The 19450-nt window shown below is 37.4% G+C and carries 18 protein-coding genes; 17 read left to right on the forward strand and 1 reads right to left on the reverse strand.

All coding sequences use genetic code 11. The annotated features are described in order from the left end of the window. Nucleotides 1-3 precede the first annotated feature (3 nt). Complete coding sequence (locus V6984_RS07080; RefSeq protein ID WP_342759080.1) at nt 4-1029, reverse strand: LacI family DNA-binding transcriptional regulator; 1026 nt, start codon at nt 1027-1029, stop codon at nt 4-6. 128 nt (nt 1030-1157) lie between these two features. Here V6984_RS07080 and melA point away from each other — a divergent pair, with 128 nt between their 5' ends. The 17 genes from melA (at nt 1158) to V6984_RS07165 (ending at nt 19436) form a co-directional block, all read left to right on the forward strand. Continuing rightward, nucleotides 1158-2513, forward strand: coding sequence for an alpha-galactosidase (gene melA, locus V6984_RS07085; protein ID WP_342759081.1), 1356 nt, complete (start codon nt 1158-1160; stop codon nt 2511-2513). Between the two features lie 15 nt (nt 2514-2528). Further along, entirely contained in the window at nt 2529-3815 is a 1287-nt protein-coding gene (locus V6984_RS07090) for an extracellular solute-binding protein (protein ID WP_342759082.1), read from the forward strand. Nucleotides 3816-3846: 31 nt separating this feature from the next. Next, complete coding sequence (locus V6984_RS07095) at nt 3847-4722, forward strand: sugar ABC transporter permease (protein ID WP_342759083.1); 876 nt, start codon at nt 3847-3849, stop codon at nt 4720-4722. A gap of 2 nt (nt 4723-4724) precedes the next feature. After that, complete coding sequence (locus tag V6984_RS07100; RefSeq protein WP_342759084.1) at nt 4725-5555, forward strand: carbohydrate ABC transporter permease; 831 nt, start codon at nt 4725-4727, stop codon at nt 5553-5555. Nucleotides 5556-5575: 20 nt separating this feature from the next. After that, nucleotides 5576-6553 carry an N-acetylglucosamine kinase gene (locus V6984_RS07105; RefSeq protein WP_342759085.1) on the forward strand — a complete coding sequence of 326 codons (978 nt, stop codon included), beginning with the start codon at nt 5576-5578 and terminating at the stop codon, nt 6551-6553. Between the two features lie 54 nt (nt 6554-6607). Beyond that, nucleotides 6608-7768 carry an SIS domain-containing protein gene (locus V6984_RS07110; protein WP_342759086.1) on the forward strand — a complete coding sequence of 387 codons (1161 nt, stop codon included), beginning with the start codon at nt 6608-6610 and terminating at the stop codon, nt 7766-7768. 73 nt (nt 7769-7841) lie between these two features. Continuing rightward, a complete protein-coding gene (locus V6984_RS07115; RefSeq protein WP_342759087.1) occupies nt 7842-9164 on the forward strand; it encodes a class II D-tagatose-bisphosphate aldolase, non-catalytic subunit in 1323 nt (440 codons plus the stop codon). A 417-nt stretch (nt 9165-9581) separates the two neighbouring features. Further along, a complete protein-coding gene (gene hxlB, locus V6984_RS07120) occupies nt 9582-10238 on the forward strand; it encodes a 6-phospho-3-hexuloisomerase (RefSeq protein WP_342759088.1) in 657 nt (218 codons plus the stop codon). Between the two features lie 53 nt (nt 10239-10291). Further along, nucleotides 10292-10921: a 3-hexulose-6-phosphate synthase gene (gene hxlA, locus V6984_RS07125; RefSeq protein ID WP_342759089.1), complete on the forward strand. Its 630-nt coding sequence runs from the start codon at nt 10292-10294 to the stop codon at nt 10919-10921. Nucleotides 10922-11009: 88 nt separating this feature from the next. Continuing rightward, nucleotides 11010-11735, forward strand: coding sequence for a GntR family transcriptional regulator (locus tag V6984_RS07130; RefSeq protein ID WP_342759090.1), 726 nt, complete (start codon nt 11010-11012; stop codon nt 11733-11735). A 211-nt stretch (nt 11736-11946) separates the two neighbouring features. After that, nucleotides 11947-13500 (forward strand): amidohydrolase, encoded by a 1554-nt coding sequence (locus V6984_RS07135; protein ID WP_342759091.1) that lies wholly within the window; start codon nt 11947-11949, stop codon nt 13498-13500. 15 nt (nt 13501-13515) lie between these two features. After that, entirely contained in the window at nt 13516-14934 is a 1419-nt protein-coding gene (locus V6984_RS07140; RefSeq protein ID WP_342759092.1) for a YfcC family protein, read from the forward strand. Nucleotides 14935-14985: 51 nt separating this feature from the next. After that, entirely contained in the window at nt 14986-15957 is a 972-nt protein-coding gene (locus V6984_RS07145) for an SIS domain-containing protein (RefSeq protein WP_342759093.1), read from the forward strand. Nucleotides 15958-15981: 24 nt separating this feature from the next. Continuing rightward, nucleotides 15982-16842, forward strand: coding sequence for a PfkB family carbohydrate kinase (locus V6984_RS07150; RefSeq protein WP_342759094.1), 861 nt, complete (start codon nt 15982-15984; stop codon nt 16840-16842). A gap of 11 nt (nt 16843-16853) precedes the next feature. Further along, complete coding sequence (locus tag V6984_RS07155; protein WP_342759095.1) at nt 16854-17930, forward strand: SIS domain-containing protein; 1077 nt, start codon at nt 16854-16856, stop codon at nt 17928-17930. Between the two features lie 66 nt (nt 17931-17996). Beyond that, nucleotides 17997-18383 (forward strand): CoA-binding protein, encoded by a 387-nt coding sequence (locus V6984_RS07160; protein WP_342759096.1) that lies wholly within the window; start codon nt 17997-17999, stop codon nt 18381-18383. A 246-nt stretch (nt 18384-18629) separates the two neighbouring features. Then, nucleotides 18630-19436 carry a mycofactocin-coupled SDR family oxidoreductase gene (locus V6984_RS07165; RefSeq protein ID WP_342759097.1) on the forward strand — a complete coding sequence of 269 codons (807 nt, stop codon included), beginning with the start codon at nt 18630-18632 and terminating at the stop codon, nt 19434-19436. Nucleotides 19437-19450 lie beyond the last annotated feature (14 nt).

Consider the following 19450-nt stretch of genomic DNA (forward strand, 5'->3'; position numbering starts at 1 on the left):
TTTTTATAGTAATGATATACCGGTAGGGAGCGACGATCTGGTCGAATCCCGAACAATTAATGAGGTAGGCAGGGATACATTAATTACCAAAGAATCACGGTTATTAATTAAATCTAAAAGACGTTTTGCCGCAAGTTTTCCGATTGCTTTTGTCGGAACGTCAACAGTAGTCAGTGGAGGAATCGTATGAACACTGGTATCCAGATTATTAAAGCCAATGACTCCAATATCATCGGGACATTTCATGCCCAACTGATAAATTACACCTAATATAACAGTTGCGAGAGTATCACTCCCGGCAAAAATGACATCAGGCCGATTCTCAGAAAGAAGCAGATCTTCCGCATATTTAGCGCAAAGCGTCAGATTCCATTCACAATCTTTGATAATACTATCATCGTAAGAAATATTAAATACTCTTAAAGCTTCCCGATACGCTACCATTCGCAGAGAATCATAAAATGATAAACCGGGAGCGGAACCGCCAATATAAGCAATTTTCCGATATCCGTTATTCAGAAGATGTTTCATGATCTGCATATTTGCGGCATAATGATCAAATCCTACGGAATTAAAGGTTGATTCTATCTGATCAATGGTTACGATATTTGGAAACGGCCGGGATAAATGCGCCATTAAATCTTTTGTAATCTCCTCCATAATCAATAATCCATCAAGGGGAGTGTTGCAAAAATCCTGCAGTACTGATGAATGATTCAAATCATTAAAGTTTCTAAGAATAAATTCAGTAGGTTGATGCTGATTCAATTCCGTTTCGGCAGATAATAAAATAGATGTAAAAAAAGGATCCGAATACTTTTCGGATGTAAGCGGCAGAATACAGCCGATTGTTAGTTTTGGTACATTCTTTTTACGTGGATGAAATTGATAATCTAGTTTTTTGACAGCTTCCAGTACTTTTTGTTTTGTTTGTTCGGTTGTCCTGAAATTTTCATCGTTTGAAAGTATTCTTGATGCCGTAGAAATGGAAACACCAGCTTCTTTGGCAACATCGCGTATATTTGACATAAGTTCACCTCGTTTACTAAACATAATAATAACGGATAATCATTTAAAATGCAAGAATAATTAAAAAACTATTTACAAATTGATAAAAATGCTCTATTATATAGATAAACAATTGGTAAACAAACATAATGTTTATAAAACATCAGGAGGAAAGAATGAGTAGAAAGTTCACATTTATAGGAGCTGGATCATTGGATTTTACAAGAGATTTGGTAAGAGACATCTTAACGTTTGACGCATTTGACGACTGTCAATTCATGCTAATGGATATTAATGAGAAAAGACTGCAATATGCCGAGGAAGGCGTAAGACGTATTATTAAGGCTGGAAAACATAAGGCAACAGTCCAAATGACAACAGACAGAAAGGAGGCATTAAGAGATTCGGATGGGGTATTGATTACGATACTTCAGGGAGGAGTAGATGTCTGGAGACATGATATTGAAATTCCTGAAAAATACGGGGTGGATATTTGTGTGGGTGATACAAGAGGACCGGCTGGTATTTTTCGTTTTTTAAGAACTGCACCAGTCATGCTGGATATCATTCATGATATAGAGGAGGTTTGCCCTGATGCGATTATCTTGAATTACACCAATCCAATGGCTATGTTGGTTAGTTATTTACAATCACAGACAAAGTTGAATGTTACTGGTTTATGCCATAGTGTGCAGGGAACTGCCAAAATGTTGGGAGAATGGATTGGAGCAAAAGAGGAAGAAATTAATTATTTGTGTGCCGGAATTAACCACCAGGCATTCTATCTTAAATTCGAGGTGAATGGAGAGGATGCATACCCTAGAATCTGGGATGCAATAAAAAAAGATGAGGTAGCAAATGAAGAACCTGTAAGAATAGAGATGATGAAAAGTTTGCATTATTTTCCTACGGAATCTTCAGGACATAATTCCGAATACAATTCTTGGTTCAGGAAACGAAAGGATTTGATCGAAAAATATTGTACACATGGAACAGGATGGAATCCGGGCGAGCATGCTTACATATTAAAAGAATATCTGGAAAGAGAGGATACCTGGGAAAAAGAGTATCAGGACTGGTTGGAATCTGGTCAGATTGATCTGGAAAGAGGAGAGGAATATGCTTCCAATATTTTTAATGCAATATTTGGAGATGGAACACCATATTTCTTTAACGCGAATCTTAAAAATAAGAACTATATTACAAATATTGAAGAGAATGCTTGTGTTGAGATTCCAGTGGTAGCTACACAAAAAGGAATCACAGCAATCAAGCAAGTTACATTACCGGAACATTTATCAATTATGATAAATAATTCTGCTAAGATTGAAGAACTTGCGGTCCGCGCGGCAATTGAAGGGGACCCGATGAAAGTATTTCAGGCAATTTTATTCGATCCTTTGACATCAAGTGTATGCAGTACAGATGAGATACACAGCATGGTACAGGAAATGTTGATGAAGAACGAAAAGTATCTGACATATTTCAAATCATTAAAAATCTAAATTCAGGAGGTAGGTATGCGCAAATTATTATGTAGTTTATTGGTGGTAGTAATGGTACTGAGTCTGGCCGGATGTTCCAGCAAAAATGAAGAAAGTGTAGCAGCGGGTAGTGAGAAAACGGTACTGACTTTTTGGGGGCACCAGGAGGAATCCTGGAACAAATCATATGAGACAATTGCAGAACAGTTTATGAAAGAAAATCCGGATATCGAGATTAAATTGGAATTTTTCCCATATGATACGTTTGAATCAAAGGTTCAGACATCTTTAATTTCTCAAGATAGTGGCTGCGATATCTATGAATTATGGGGGGGCTGGGCCATAGACTTTGCACCGACGGGCGCTTTAGCTGAGATTCCCGAAGTTATGACTAAGGAAATTTTGGATGACACCTATGCTCCGACAACGGGTGCTCTGGAATATATGGGGAAACTGTATGGAATGCCAATGGAGTTTAATAATGAATCGGGCGGAATGTTAGTAAATAATGCAATACTGCAGGAAAATAATCTTAAGATTCCTACGAGCTGGGAGGAATTGGTTGAGGAAGCAAAAACGGCTACGGTACGTGAAGGAGATATGTTTGCTATTAAGGGATTTGACTTTGCCAATTGGGATTCCGTAACTTACCTGCTTACATCCATGATTCTTTCAAAGGGCGGTCAGTATCTGGCTGAAGATGGAACAGTTAATTTTAATACACCGGAAGCTAAAGATGCATTTGAGGAATTACATAAATTAATTGTAACAGATAAGGTTGCTGATTTGGAAGGGCTTACCAGCAAAAGTGATATTGAGGGGTATCAGCAGGTATTTACCGGAACCAACTTATTTGTTCCAAGAGGACCTTGGTCGGTAGCGGATGGAATCAGTGCTTTTCATGTTGAATATGGGAAAGAATTTGATTATGTGGAGATGCCATGGTATGGAGACAATACAGCATTTGCAGCAGAAACAGGATGGTCACTGGCTGTAAGCAGTAACAGTAAACAAAAGGAGGCAGCCTTTAAATTTTTAGAGTATTTTTTCCGGGATGATGTTCTGTTACAGCATAATATCCAATGCTCTCAGATACCGCCAAAAAAATCTATAGCACAAAGCCAGGAATTTATTGAAAAAATGCCATATATGAAACCGATCGTAGGAATTCTTGGTAAGGCTCAATTTATAGGATATTTTAATACAGATGTATTTAAGGAATCTATTAATAATGCCTTTGTAGATTATTGTACAGGAATAATAGCAACAAGTGAAGAGGCATTACAGAATGCACAGGATAATATAAATGCAAGTTTGAAATAAAGGTGGGATCTAATTAGGAGAAAAAGCATAGATGAAAAATAATAAAATTGTATTAATCGTACTAATTCCCGTATTTCTTCAAGTGGGTATTTTCATAATTTTACCCATTGTGGGCGGCTTTATCATATCTTTTATGGATTACAATCCATTGCGTGAAGATAATACATTTATTATGTTTGATAATTACCGGATATTATTTTCTGACGCCGCGTTCCTTCAGGCACTTACGAATACATTGCTATTTGTATTGATTACCGTAACGGCTAATATGATTCTTTCGCTGACACTGGCACAGTTAATTACTACTTTCCGTTCAAATAAGACAAGAAGCTTTTTTAGAATGGTCTTTTTCTTGCCTTGTATTGCTCCAATGGTTGCTACGAGCGTGGTCTGGGCCAGAAGTATTTATTCTGTCAGAAATGGCTTGCTAAATATATTTTTTAATTTATTTGGAAGTTTAGGTGCAAACTGGCTGGGAGATCCTCATACAATATTAGGTTCTATTATAATCTTCACGTTATGGGCGGATATCGGATATAATATAATCCTCTTTTCGGCCGGTTTGGATGGGATACCTGCTGAATTTTATGAAGCATGTAAGATTGACGGAGCAAATTCATTTCAAAGATTTTTCCGGATTACACTTCCATTGTTGGGAAGGACATTTGCCTTTGTTATTATTATGACTTTAATTTCTCATTTTAATATGTTTGCACAGTTTTCGGAAATGGTTGCGAAATCCTCACCTCAAAATGCGGGGCTTGTACTTACAAGTTATATCTATAAAACAGCATTTGAATACAAGAATCTGGGGTATGCTTCTGCAATATCTATGGCACTTTTCGCAATCATTATGATAATCACACTTGTGCAGCAACGATTAAACAGAGTAGATTGGGAGTATTGATTATGAAGAAGATAACGAATAAACAAATTGGCAAAGTGCTCATATTGCTAGGCTTATCTATTGTAACTGTAATTTTTTTAATTCCCTATTTTTGGATGCTCAGTAATTCCTTTAAAGGTACAAAAGAATTATTAATGAATCCAAAGCACATACTTCCGGCTGAATTTACAGTAATGGGATACGAAACAGTTTTATTTAATTCCCCGTTTTTTATTTGGCTTAGGAATTCGTTGGTTGTTACAATAACGGATGTGATTGTAATTGTTTTTACAAGTGCATTGGTAGGATATATTTTCTCTAAATTCAATTTTAAAGGTAAGAATATTTTATTTATGATTCTTCTTGCGACAATGATGGTTCCGGAACAGACGACCATGATACCTAAGTTTTTATTGATGAATCAGCTGAAATTATATAATTCCATTTTATCATTGATTATTCCTACTTTCATAAATGCTTTTGGAATTTATTTATGTAAACAATTTTGTGATGAATTGCCAAAGGAATTAATTGAAAGCGCTAAAATTGACGGAGCCGGCGATATGAAAATATTTTTTCGTATGATATTGCCCCAGATCAAGCCTGCATTGGGTGCATTATCGATTTTTACATTTCTTGAAAGATGGAATGACTATTTAAATCCGTTGATTTTATTAAATAGTGTAGAAAAGATGACATTACCACTTGCTTTGTCTTATTTTTCATCCCAGCACATGGCAGATCTGTCGGCTACGATGGCAGCATCAGCATTGATTATGATTCCGTCCTCTATTGTATTTATTATATTCCAGAAACAATTCATTAAAGGAATATCGATGACAGGAATGAAGTAACTCAAAATAGGAGATTGGGAATGACATATTATATAGGAATAGATGGCGGGGGAACGAAAACCATTTTTTGTTTATTAAATGAGGAGGGGACGGTTCTTACTGCATATAAAGACGGAAGCGCTTCCTATAAACAAATTGGAATGGATGGAGTTGTTGCTCTTTTAGAAAAAGGTATTTTTCAGTTATTAAAGGAAGCTGATGTCTCACAAAATGAAAATATCTGGACATGCTTTGGGATGCCGACATACGGAGAATCGCGGGCAAATGATGAACTAATGGAATCACTCATTAAAAGAAGGCTGGAAAAATATCATATAAAATTGGTTAATGACTGTGAAGTGGCATGGGCAGGCTCCTTGTTATTGGAGCCTGGAATTAATCTGGTTGCCGGAACAGGAACAATAGGATTTGGTAAAAACATACAAGGCGATTTTTTGAGCGCCGGCGGATGGAGTGAATATTTTTCCGATGAAGGTTCCGGCAGGTGGCTGGGTGTCAAATGCCTGGAATTATTCTCTAAGCAGGCCGACGAACGTCTGAAGAAGGGACCGCTATATGAAATAGTAAAAGAATATTTCAGTCTCACGGAGGATAAGGAAATAATAGATTTGTTTGAGAAAGATTATCAGCCCTATCGGAGCAAAATCGCTTTCTTGCAGAAACTATTGTTGGAAGCAGCTAAGCAGGGCGACCAATCGGCGATTCAGGCATATGATGATGCAGCAAAAGAATTGGCAATGATAATAAGAACTCTTTATATTCGATTGCAATTTCATGAAAAATGCCCTGTTTCTTTTTCGGGAGGAATCTTTAAAACAGGAGAACTTGTTGTGACTCCATTAAAGAAATATTTATCTGATCTCAATATTACGATAGTAGAATCTCAGGGAAGTCCCTGGGTTGGTGCCGGATTATTGGCTAAATACTATGCAGATAAGAAAGAACCATGCAGTGCATTTATCAGAAAAGTGATAGAAACGAATTTTGATATTTTATAGAAGTAAAAATACAGATACTGTTAAATAGAAGATATAAATAAAGGAGAATAAAGTATGATATTCGGATATGAAAAGAAAGAATTAGAGAAGTTAAATGCATTATGTACAGCAAGTGAAATTATGCAGCAGCCTGAATTATGGAGTGAGACATACCGGTTGATTGTACAAAATGAAACAAATATCAGGAGTTTTCTAAAAAAGCATGTAACAAAAGATGCAAAAGTTATTTTTACTGGTGCAGGATCTTCAGATTATATCGGAGATACGATTGTAAATTACCTATCCCATAAAATGAATGTACGTATGGAAGCAATAGCGACTACGGATATTGTGTCTAATCCTGAAGAATATGTGGAAGCGGATACAAAGACTGTTTTGGTATCTTTTGCACGTTCAGGAAACAGCCCTGAAAGCGTGGGGGCGTATAACTCGTTTCAGGATCATGTAAAAGACATTGTGCAGGTGATTATCACATGCAATAAAGAAGGCGAACTTGCAAAACAGGCAGAAATGGAAAAAGACAATTTTGTTTTTCTTCTTCCGGATAAAACGAATGACAAAGGATTTGCCATGACCAGTTCCTTATCATGTATGATGCTTGCAGCACTTCTGTTTTTTGACATTGATCATCTCAAAGAAAATAAAAAATATATCGATATCATAATAGAGCAAGGAAAAGAAATATTGGAGAATCAATGGCAGGAAATAAAAAATCTTAGTACATATCCTGTGCAAAGATTAGTATATCTGGGAGCAGGTTGCTTCCATGGATTGATTCAGGAACTAGCATTAAAAAATATGGAATTAACAAACGGAAGAATAGCTACAATACAGGAATCTATTCTGGGATTTCGCCATGGACCTAAAACATTTATGGATGATAAGACTAATATTATAGTGTTGATGTCACAAAATGATTACACGAATCTTTATTGTAAAGATTTGATTCGGGAAATTCACCATGATAACGGAAATCACAGGCTTACGGTTTTTTCTTATAAAGATGAAAGGTCGTTAATAAATACATGTGATACCTATATTACGGTAGCGGGAAAACAAATACCGGATAATTATGCATGCTTTAACTATTTGCTATATGGACAACTATTAGGATTTTTTAATTCGCTTGAATTGGGAATTACACCGGATAATCCGAGCCCGGACGGCACTGTTAACCGCGTTGTTAAAGGTGTGACCATACATAATTATGTATAGGGGTCATAAGGTATTTTACCCCCTGATACCCTTTTGATCCTGGTATCATGGAGATGATTAGAGAGGAGAAACTATGCAGCATCCATTAAAGGCAATGATAGAAAAACGGAAAAGAGGAATTCATTGTGCGGTGCCGTCATATTGCACTGCAAATGAACTGGTTATTGAAGCTGTGCTGGAGGAAGCATTAAGACATGATGATATTGCTCTGATTGAGGCGACCGCGAATCAGGTAAACCAATTCGGGGGGTATACGGGAATGAAGCCGCCTGATTTTGTAAGGATGGTTCTCGCGATAGCGCACCGCATCGGTTTTGATGAAGCCAAAATTATATTGGGAGGAGATCATTTGGGTCCTTTGACATGGTGCCGCGAAACAGAGGAAACAGCGATGAAAAAGGCGGAAGTATTGGTGGCCTCTTATGTAAAAGCCGGATTTACCAAAATACATTTGGATACCAGCATGAAATTAGGCGATGATCCAAAAGAAGAAAAATTGCCGACACGTGTAATTGCAAGTCGTGGTGCAAGGTTACTTAAAGTGTGTGAAGAAGCTTTTAAGGAGGTGAAGAAACTGAATCCTCATGCTGTGAAACCGGTATACATCATTGGAAGTGAGGTGCCAATACCGGGAGGAAGCCAGGAAGCGGAAGAAGATGTAATGGTCACAACGGTGGAAGATTTTGAGGACACAGTGGAAACGTACACAGATGTCTTTCAGGAGTATGATTTGGAAAATGCATGGGATGATATTATTGCAGTTGTTGTACAGCCGGGTGTTGAGTTTTCCGATTCATCAATTTGTAAATATGATCGAATGAAGGCAAGAGAGTTATGTATGGCATTGAAAAAATATAATAGTCTTGTATTTGAAGGACACTCCACCGACTATCAGAGTGCAAAAGCTTTGCGTGAAATGGTGGAAGACGGTGTTGGAATTTTAAAAGTAGGTCCGGCACTTACATTTGCACTTCGGGAAGCACTGTTTGCCTTGAATAAAATGGAAGAAGAACTGATAGATGAAGAATGCAAGTGCTCTGGGTTTATCCAAGTATTGGAAAAAGTAATGCTGGAAAAACCGGATAACTGGAAAAAACATTATCATGGATCAGAGAAATATCTGAAATTGGCAAGAAAGTACAGTTTTTCTGATAGATGCCGTTACTATTTAGGAGAAAAAGAAGTTACTGAATCGATAGAACTGCTTTTTCATAATCTTGATATGGTGGAAATTCCGCTAAATATGTTATATCAGTATATGCCGGTTCAGCACAAGAAGGTAAGGGACGGGATTCTTAAAAATACAGCAAGATCATTGGCGAAGGATGTAGTTACATCTATTATCTATGATTATGAGTATGCATCAAAAGAAAATTATGAAATAGGCTGGTCATGAAACAAATCTGTACCTGATATGCCCAAACAGATTGGCAGCCGCATCTTCTGAAGCGGTTTCCGCTTCCACTCAAGTACAGTTGTCGTCACTTGAAGATTTAAATGATATGATAATGACGCTAAACAGTTATTCTAAGAATCTTGATGAGGCATTGAATAGATTTGAAGTATAAATGGTTAGTGAATCAAAACATGTAAGTGGCTGGGAATTAAAAAATATAAAGAAAAAGGTACAGTATTATTTAATTGATATTGTACTTTTTTTAATTTACTTGAGAGCTGGCGGGCTGGTTGACAGAGAATACCTGTCGTTATAAAATAAATAATAATGCGCTTAGAAGTACTGTCAGGAAAAATGTATTTGAGAACAGTATGAGAATATTAGAATTATGTATGGAATATGTTAAAAAGGTGCTTTATGAAACTGATTTTTCAGAAGAGCTTATTATATGCTCAATTATTGGGGACAGATGCCAATATTATTGCACGGATATTTAAAGGAGTAGGAATAGTTATGAACACAACTGAGTATGCAAAGGTAATCACACAGGAGTTAACAGCTACATTAGAGAAAGTATCCAGTAAAGATGGTGAGAAACTGGTCAATATGATTTTAGATGCAAAAAAAATTCTTGTGGCAGGAGCGGGACGCTCTGGTTTTGTGGCAAAAGCTTTTGCCATGCGCTTAATGCATATGGGTTTTGACGCATATGTTTGCGGTGAAACGGTAACACCAAATTTAGAAAAGGATGACTTGTTTATTGTGGCATCCGGTTCCGGTGAAACCGGAAGTCTTGTAAATATGGCGCAGAAAGCCCAAATAATTGGGGCTCCGATTGCGACAGTTACGATTTGTCCGAATGGAACAATAGGATCGCTGGCAGAAGTGGCAGTTGAGATTCCAGCACCAACGCCAAAGGTTGAAGTTGATGCGGGTCTTACTTCCATACAGCCGATGGGATCATTATTTGAGCAAAGCTGTTTATTGTTCTTAGATGCAGTGATTCTGAGATTAATGGAAAAAAGACATAATGATTCAGACAATATGTTTATAAGACATGCTAACTTGGAATAGGAAGACATTTGTGGAAGATACAATATCCACATAAAATAAAGGAGACCTAAGGAATGAAATTGCAATTGGCATTAGATATTTTCAACTTAGATGAGGCTCTCGGTCTTGCAGAAAAATTGAAAGAATATGTAGATATCATTGAAATTGGTACACCGTTTGTTCTTGAATACGGGCTGGAAGCAGTAAGGCAATTCCGCGCGAAATTTCCAGATAAGAGAATCCTTGCAGATACCAAGATAATGGATGCAGGAGAATTAGAATCAGCTGCGGCATTTAAAGCCGGAGCCGATTATGTCACTGTTCTGGCGGTTACAGATATTGCAACGATAAATGCCTGTGTTGAAACAGCAAATAAATATGGAAAAGAAATTGTAGCCGATATGATTTGCGTAGAACATATCCCGGAGAAGATCGAGCAATTAGAAGCGATTGGTGTACATGGAATCGCGGTACATACTGGTGTGGATCAGCAAAAAAGGGGAAGAACACCGATGGATGATTTAAAAGTCATGAAGACATACAGTAAAAGTGCTGAAATATCTGTCGCAGGAGGAATTTCACTAGAGACTGTTCCGGCGTACGCAGCCTTAAATCCTGATGTATTGATAGTGGGTGGAGGAATCACTAATGCTACAGATCCTGTACAGGAAGCAAAGTTAATTTACGAAAAAATATCTCTGTGATATACTGAAATAATAAAGTTAAGCGTGAAATTATCGTCAAGCAAACACAATGGATAATAAGAATTGGTTATAAGATGAGAGGAATCATATGGAGCTTAATAAAAATATACAGCAGCCATTATATCAACAATTAATGGTAAAAATAAGAGATAAGATTCGTAGCGGAGAATACAAACCGGGTGACAAGATTCCAACGGAAAAGGATTTGTCAATCAGTTACGATGTTAGTAGGATTACGGTCCGCAGGACGATAGAAGAATTATGCAATCAAGGATACTTGTCAAAATATCAGGGGAAAGGAACCTTTGTAGAAGCCCCAAAGATTTATCGTAAGATAGAGCAGAATAATAATATGAGTTTTACGGAAACCTGTGTTGCCAATGGCAGAAAACCATCATCACATATTTTATTGTGTGAAATTACAGATATGCTTCCTGGACAAAATGAATTTTTTCAAATGGATGAAAGTAATAGAATATATCATATACAAAGAATACTTTCAGCGGATGATTTGCCGCTTATTTTTGAAGATGTGTATATACCTCAATATAGAATTCCGAATTTTGACGTATCTCGTCTTGAGAATGCATCTTTGTTTCAATTGCTTAATCAGGAATATCATATTCCCAAATCTACAAAGGGGAGAAGTATAATAGAGATTGCTACCGCAACTTTTGAAAAAGCAACAAATCTGCGAATTGCAGTGGGTGAGCCTGTTATGCTTTTAGAAAGTTATATCTATGATCATGATGATAAACCATTATATATAAGTAAAGAAAATATTGTTGGGAGTAGATATCGACTTTCAATTTAAAAGGTTATATAGGGCAATACAAAAAGATAGAATAGAGCACATTTTCGGTGATTTAATCATTGAAATGTGCTTTTTTTGGGTGTTTTTTTGGGAAAATGATACAAAAAAATACGGAAGCAAATATTTATTTTTTACAAAAAAAAAAGACTCAGAAAAGGTTATATTGTATTAATACGTTATATGATGTTATAATCATTTCGGGAGGTGAGAAATGAACATGAAAATAGACTTAATTATTACGTCAAACAATATTTTTAGCGGACTGGATGAAGAATGTTTTGAAGGTTATATATGTGTTGCAGGAAATCGCATTTCGAAAATCGGAAGAGGAATGCCTGATGAAAGCATTTACAATCGAGCGAAAAAAGTTATTGCATTGAACGATGAAATGATTATGCCGGGAATTGTTGACACCCATACTTTTTTTTCCGGCTATGCAATTTTTCACTTGGGAGTGGATGCTTCGGATATAAGTACAGGCGATCAACTCAATTGCGCACTCGCCGCATATATAAATGAAAAAAATCCGATAGGGGCTGTTTTTGGTCATGGATGGAATCCGGAACGATTGGATCAAGAGGCAGGTGAAACATTGTTGGAGGAAAAATATGGTGAAAAACCAGTCATTATTTTTGCATCCGATCGTGGAAGCTGCATCATGAACGGGAAAGCAAAAGAAATTTATGGTTTCACCTCGGAAACATGTTATCCGGAAAGCTACCATCGCATTATGAAAGAATACTTAAATGACCGTGAGTTTATAGAAAGCGAATTTGCGGATTATATGAGTATGATGAATCAAAAAGGCGTTACAACCGTGAAAGAGATGGGATTTGATGATTTCTACGGGTTTACCGATTATCTGAAAGAATTGGAAAGAAAAGACAAATTTACGTTACGAACATTTTTTATGTCTCAGCCGGTGGGTGTACCTATGAACCTCAAATACGCAAAAAGGATGAGAAAGATGTTTACCGGTGAAAAAATAAGATTTAGTGGTTTTAACCGTATGACGGATGGAACAATAGCATCTTATAAGGGAGAACTAAAGGAACCCTATGAAAACGAAAGCTTTTCTTGCAATTTGGAAATTCCATGGAGTGAAATCGAAGATGATGTACTGGCCGCGGACCGGGAAGGCTTTCGGTGGACACTACATGCGCAAGGCGATGGAGCGGTTGGGCATATTGCGGATATCTATGAAAAATGTCAAATGGAAGACGGCAAGCTGAAAAACAAACATGGATTGACCGATATGGAATTTACACATCCGAATGATCTGAAGAGACTGGGCAAGATAGGCGCAGTAGGAGAAATTTATTTCCAAATCATGTCACTGGACCCCGCAAATGTCTTATTAGAAAATATGAACAAGACAATTGGCAAGGAACGGGGAAGAAGATACTGGAACCGCAGGAACATGCAGGATGCCGGTATTACCTTATGCGGTGCTACCGATTTGCCATTGATGATTACGGATGTTCCGGAAGGAATTTTCTACTCTTCCGGAGGATATATGGATGGAAGAGATGAACCATTCCAAAAAGAGAATACGATATCTATTCCGGAACAATTAAAGGCATGGACGATAGGGGGACAGAAAAGCCTTGGAATGGATGATGCATTAGGTACAATCGAAGAAGGTAAAATAGCTGATTTCGCTGTTTTTGATAGAAATCTTTTACAAGCAGATATTAAAACAGTAAGAAATGCAAAAGTAGTTATGACCATTATGGACGGAAAAGTAGTTTTTGAAAAAATATAGAAGGTGGATAAAGTTATGGGAGAGAAAAAGAAAAGAATTCGCATGCCGCATGCATGTACATTGATTTTTATGTTAATTGTAGTTGTTGCAATTATGACTTGGCTCATTCCAAGCGGTGAATTTCAAAGACAGATCGTAGAAACATCTACAGGGGAAAGAAATGTAGTAGTTGCAGGAACTTATCAACAGGTTTCGAAAGTAGCAGAGGATGGGACAAGTTTAAGACAAGGAATTGCCGCAGTATTAATGGCGCCCGCAAGAGGAATTCAATCTGCAATAGAAGTAATTGCTTTTGTATTCGTTATTGGTGGTGTGTTTCAAATTATGGCAAAAACAAATGCCTTGAATATGGGAATCAGAAAAGTTGTTAAAAAGCTTGGAAATAAAGAAGTTATGATTATTCCAATCCTAATGTTATTGTTTGGATTAGGAGGAACAACCTTTGGTATGTCGGATGAACTGGTGCCTTTTTATCTGCTGATTATGCCGATTATGTTTTCCATGGGTTACGATTCAATGACAACATTTATGACTGTTTGTTTAAGTGCTTCTATCGGTTATGCGGCATCGACGATTAATCCATTCAATGTTCTGGTAGCACAGGGGATTTCGGGTATTCAGGGTAATCCACAGTTAATATTCCGTATGATTCAATGGTTTATTATGATGGCAATCATTATCGCATTTGTAACAATCCGTGCAATGAAAGTGAGAAAAAATCCTGAAAGCTCTATCGTCTATGAAGAAGATCTAAAAAAGAGAAAAGAGATGCATATTCAGGATAATGATGCCGAAATGACGAAACGACAGAAATTAGTAATAACAGTATTTATACTTGGAATGATTTTAGTTGTATTTGGCCTTGTTAAATTTGGGTGGTATATGAATGAACTTTCCATGTGTTTCATGGGAATGGGACTTCTGATTGGTATATTCGGGGGATTAAAGGAAAATGAAATTGCGGACGAATTTATTAATGGAGTGAAGGACATTTCCTTTGCAGCAATGGTAATCGGACTCTGCAGCGGAATTATGGTAGTCGCTTCTGACGGAATGATCATTGATACGGTATTAAATTCTTTAAGTAACATTTTAGAAGGAACCAGCAATGCATTCTTTATTATAGTAATGTACATTGTTCAGTCATTATTAACATTTTTGGTACCATCTTCTTCCGGTCTGGCAGCTTTAACAATGCCTATTATGTCTTCCTTGTGTGACTTACAAGGAGCCAATCCGGAAGGAGCAGTTACCGTTTTGCAGTATGCAAATCAGTTGACCAATATAATGAGCCCGGTGGCAGGAACAACCGTGGCAGGACTTGCCGTATGCAGAATTTCATTTGGAAAGTGGTGGAAAACAATCTGGAAGTTATTTTTACTGCTTACCGTTGTTGCATTAATATTCTGTGTAATATCAGCAAATATGGCTTAATAAAAAATGATAATAGATTTTAGAATTGGGAGAAAAAAGGGAGAAGAAAGAATGAGAACACCAGAAGAATTAATCAAAAAAATATATGAGGAAAAAGGAAAAATAAATGATGTGTTTTTAACAGCATGCGGAGGTTCTCTGGTAGATTTATATTCCGGATATTACTTTGTGAATGCAGAATCAGAAACCATGCATTCTCATTGGCTAAATGCGAGAGAATTAGTGACATCACCGTCAAAATTTTTAAAAAGTGGTGCTTTGGTTATTCTTTGTTCTCATGGCGGTAATACAAAGGAAGTGGTAGAAGCGGCAAGGTTTGCGATGGAAAAAGGCGCGTCTGTCATTACGATGACGCATAATCCGGATTCCATATGTGCCCAAGAAGAATTTAATTCTATCATATATTCATGGAAAGACGATACAAATGAAAACGCAAGACCACAAGGTATTGTATTACGTGTGCTAAATGAATTATTAAAGATGCAGGAACCGAATTACGGAAAATATGAAGCAATTTTAGACGGACTTGAAAAAGCAGATGATATGGTTCGCGCGGCAGTAAAAAAAGTGCAGAACCGTACGTGGATTTTTGCAGAAAAATATTTTAATGAGCCTTTTCTTTACATCATGGCATCCGGAGCTTCCTACTCGCAGGCATATGGTTTCTCGATTTGTTCCTTACAGGAAATGCAGTGGATGGATTGCTGCTACTTGAATTCCGGAGAATATTTCCACGGGCCGTTTGAGTGTACAGACGAAGACCATCTTTATATTCTCCTTATGGGTACGGGGAAAGCAAGAGTTATGGATGAGCGTGCACTTGTTTTTATGGAAAAATATGGGAAAAAGTACGAAATTATTGATGCGAAAGAGCTTGGAATTGAAAAAATTGATGAAAGCGTAAATGAGTATTTTTGCCCGATGTTATTTTATGCCATGAGCGTTGCTTACCGCACGGGATTACAAGATAAGAGAAAACATCCATTGGATATGAGAAGATATATGGGTGTTGTTGAATACTAAAATAGTATGGATAAAGGAGAAAGAATGATGGCGGAACACAATATAAAAGTATTAGGTTTTGGTGATAATGTAGTAGATATGTATGAGCATACCAAGACTATGTATCCAGGGGGTAACTGTGTAAATTTATGCGCATATGCCACAATCTTCGGAGTTGAAAAGTCCGCGTATATGGGATATTTCGGAAATGATGAAAAAGCGGAATGGGTCATCAAGGCATTGGATGATCTGAACATTGAAACTGTAAAATGTAAACAACTGGAAGGCGAAAACGGCTGGTCTAAGATTGATCTGGAGAATGGTGAGCGTGTTTTTGTTGATTGGAATGATGGGGGTATCAGAGGAAAAACTCCATTTATCTTAGATCGTTTTGATCTGGAATATATCAAACAGTTTGATTTTGTTCATAGTGGAAATTACTGTTTCACAGAAGAAGAGCTTCCTAAAATAAAAGACGCGGGCGTGAAGATTTCTTTTGATTTTTCGGATGATTCCACGGACGAATATTATAAAAAAATCATTCCATATGTTGACTATGCGTTCTGCTCTTTTGACGGATGCGATGAAGCAGTGAAGGAACATCTTAAGATGATGACAGAAGGCGGTGCCACGCTTGCAGCAGCTTCACGCGGATCGAAGGGATGTATTCTCTACGATGGAAATGAATACTACGTGCAAGCAGCAGTTCCAATTGTAAAAGTAGTGGATACCATGGGCGCAGGAGATTCCTTGATTGCATCATTTACAATCGGTTATGCTGATAAGCTGAAAAAGGGAATGGAGCAGTCGGAAGCAATTCGTACAAGTCTTGCGGAGGCTGCAGCATTCGCATCAAAAATCTGCGAATGTTCCGGTGCGTTCGGATATGGAACAAAATATGAATAGGGAGAAGACAAATGATATACAAGGGTGATATATGTGAATATATTGAAGATACACCAAAGATATTAAGCGGCATATGGGAAAGAAGAGCTGCTATATTCGAAGATTGCATGAAAAATCTTATGCAAGAAAAAGTATCAGTATTATATTTGACCGGAACAGGCTCATCCTATCATAGTGCAGTTGCTGCGGCTTCTTTCTTAAAGAAAATATTGGGTATACGGGTTTTTCCCGTATACCCGATAACTATATCCGAGGAACTATGCTTTATGAATAAAAATAGCCTGGTTATCGGTATTTCACAACAGGGAACAAGCACGGCTGTTATTTCCGGATTAGATGAAGCAAGAAAGGCCGGAGTACGCACCATTTCTGTAACGGGAGAATATGACACGGAAATCACGAGTCATAGTGATGCTACAATTTATGTTGAATGTGGATACGAAGATGCAGGAGCTACCACCAAAGGATATACGGCAACGGTACTGACCTTAATTCTTTTTGGAATTGGATTGGCAGGAGTGCAGGGAATACTGTCAGATTCCAAAGAAAAGGAATATCAGGGCCGTGTGAAAAGAGTGATCGATCATATGCCGGCTGTATTAGAAAAGTCGGTTAACTGGAGTCAGAAAGCAGCAGAGTCTTTAAAAGACTGTAAAAATCTGATTGTACTATATGATGGAATTATGCAGGCATCGATGCTGGAAGCGGTTCTGAAAATATCTGAAACATGTCGTTTCCCGGTTCGTGGATATCAAACAGATGCATTTATGCATGGAATGTATAATGCGGTAGATGAGGAAACCGAATTTTTATATCTGTTTCCACCGGATAAAAAGCAAAAACAGCAGTTGGATCGATTGTATGATTATTATGAAAAGCAGGGAAACAGGCAGTATCGTATGCCAGAAGATTATTTTATAAATGATACGGAATTATCAGTATTGGAATATATTTTACCAATACAGATGCTATTTGTCTTAACATCCAGAAAGCGTGGAATTGATTTAAATATTCCAAAAGATCCTGATTTTCATAAATTCATGGGCAGTAAATTGGAAATAGAAAAAATATCTGAAGATTTATCGTGACCTTGAAAAAATCCCGTTCTTTGATATGCTGAAATTATATATTATATGAAGAGGAGGCAGGGATAAATGGATTTAAAAGAAATCATGCAGGAAAATGTATTTGCTGTTGTGGGCGACACAATAAATGAAGAAAAATATGCATATAAAATAAAAAATAGTTTAATCGAGCGTGGATACAAAGTATATGCGGTAGGAAAAGAACTGGCATCGATAAATGAAATAACTGACGATATCGATATTATTGATTTGTGTATCAATCCGGTAAAGGGATTACAGCTCATGAAAGAATGCAATAAACAGTATAAATGTATCGTAATACAGCCCGGGGCTGAAAGCGCAGAACTATTGGAATATTTAGATCAAAATAAAATTCCGTATATTCAGGGGTGTTTATTGGTCGGATTAAGACTATATCCGAAGGCAGAACGAAAGACTGCCGGAAATGAACAATAACATATAAAAAATAAAAAAATCAGTACATGATAAGAGGGTGTCCCAAAAGTCAAGAAATGACTTGAGGAGCATCCTTTTTTCTTGGTGTGAAAGCTGCCGGCTATAGGAATTATGAATAACCAGTGATAATTTTTATGAATTAGCACTATTAATCTATGTGGCATATAATACATATATAATTACTATGCAATAGGGTAATCGAGAAATACATGAGAAAAATAAATTGAAATCTCAAGGAGAGTGGAAATGGCAAGAGAATTCGAAGGAAAAACAGTTTTTATTACCGGAGCCGCAAAGGGACAAGGACGGGCGGTTGCCTTAGGCTTCGCCAAAGAGGGCGCAAATATCATCGCCTTTGATTTGGGGGAGAGGATATCTTATCCTGCTTATAACAAGTCATCCAATGAGGACCTGGAAAAGTTAAAAGGAGAGGTAGAAAAGTTAGGCGCAGAAATTGTGATCTTTGGTGGTGATGTACGAAAGGAAGAGGATGTTAAGGAGGCTGTTTCAAGAGGAATAAAGGAATTCAAAAAAATCGATATCCTTTTCAGCAATGCGGGAATTGCCGCTTATGGCTATTCGTATGAGCTTACGCTGGAGCAGTGGGAGGCTATGATCGATATTAATCTTAAGGGCGGGTGGCTTGTTTCCAAACATATTATCCCCCATATGATCGAACAAAATAGCGGTGTGATTATTTATAATTCATCGATCGCCGGCTTAAGGGGAATGAACAGAATGAGCCATTATGCGGCATCTAAGCATGGGCTCATCGGTCTGGCAAGATCGCAGGCGATTGAGCTGGCGCCACATGGAATACGCGTTGTTACGCTTCATCCCACAGGAGTTAATACTCCTATGAACGATGGGCTCGCACAGATGGAAGGATCTACACCGTTGGAAATTGCAGAGCGTTCCGCAGGAAATCTTCTGCCGGTGCCATGGGTGGAAACAGAAGATGTGGTAGAGTCGGTGAAGTTTATTGCAAGTGATAAAGCGAGATATATAACGGGAAGCCAGTTTGTGTTGGATGCCGGACTGCTTACAAGATAGTATCCGTACAACAG

Source organism: Kineothrix sp. IPX-CK (genome assembly GCF_039134705.1).
Lineage (GTDB): Bacteria > Bacillota > Clostridia > Lachnospirales > Lachnospiraceae > Kineothrix > Kineothrix sedimenti.

Bases quoted from the DNA above. Each gene is read 5' to 3' on its own strand.
- V6984_RS07080 (WP_342759080.1), bottom strand. From the start codon at position 1,029: ATGTCAAATATACGCGATGTTGCCAAAGAAGCTGGTGTTTCCATTTCT.
- melA (WP_342759081.1), top strand. From the start codon at position 1,158: ATGTTTATAAAACATCAGGAGGAAAGAATGAGTAGAAAGTTCACATTT.
- V6984_RS07090 (WP_342759082.1), top strand. From the start codon at position 2,529: ATGCGCAAATTATTATGTAGTTTATTGGTGGTAGTAATGGTACTGAGT.
- V6984_RS07095 (WP_342759083.1), top strand. From the start codon at position 3,847: ATGAAAAATAATAAAATTGTATTAATCGTACTAATTCCCGTATTTCTT.
- V6984_RS07100 (WP_342759084.1), top strand. From the start codon at position 4,725: ATGAAGAAGATAACGAATAAACAAATTGGCAAAGTGCTCATATTGCTA.
- V6984_RS07105 (WP_342759085.1), top strand. From the start codon at position 5,576: ATGACATATTATATAGGAATAGATGGCGGGGGAACGAAAACCATTTTT.
- V6984_RS07110 (WP_342759086.1), top strand. From the start codon at position 6,608: ATGATATTCGGATATGAAAAGAAAGAATTAGAGAAGTTAAATGCATTA.
- V6984_RS07115 (WP_342759087.1), top strand. From the start codon at position 7,842: ATGCAGCATCCATTAAAGGCAATGATAGAAAAACGGAAAAGAGGAATT.
- hxlB (WP_342759088.1), top strand. From the start codon at position 9,582: ATGAAACTGATTTTTCAGAAGAGCTTATTATATGCTCAATTATTGGGG.
- hxlA (WP_342759089.1), top strand. From the start codon at position 10,292: ATGAAATTGCAATTGGCATTAGATATTTTCAACTTAGATGAGGCTCTC.
- V6984_RS07130 (WP_342759090.1), top strand. From the start codon at position 11,010: ATGGAGCTTAATAAAAATATACAGCAGCCATTATATCAACAATTAATG.
- V6984_RS07135 (WP_342759091.1), top strand. From the start codon at position 11,947: ATGAACATGAAAATAGACTTAATTATTACGTCAAACAATATTTTTAGC.
- V6984_RS07140 (WP_342759092.1), top strand. From the start codon at position 13,516: ATGGGAGAGAAAAAGAAAAGAATTCGCATGCCGCATGCATGTACATTG.
- V6984_RS07145 (WP_342759093.1), top strand. From the start codon at position 14,986: ATGAGAACACCAGAAGAATTAATCAAAAAAATATATGAGGAAAAAGGA.
- V6984_RS07150 (WP_342759094.1), top strand. From the start codon at position 15,982: ATGATGGCGGAACACAATATAAAAGTATTAGGTTTTGGTGATAATGTA.
- V6984_RS07155 (WP_342759095.1), top strand. From the start codon at position 16,854: ATGATATACAAGGGTGATATATGTGAATATATTGAAGATACACCAAAG.
- V6984_RS07160 (WP_342759096.1), top strand. From the start codon at position 17,997: ATGGATTTAAAAGAAATCATGCAGGAAAATGTATTTGCTGTTGTGGGC.
- V6984_RS07165 (WP_342759097.1), top strand. From the start codon at position 18,630: ATGGCAAGAGAATTCGAAGGAAAAACAGTTTTTATTACCGGAGCCGCA.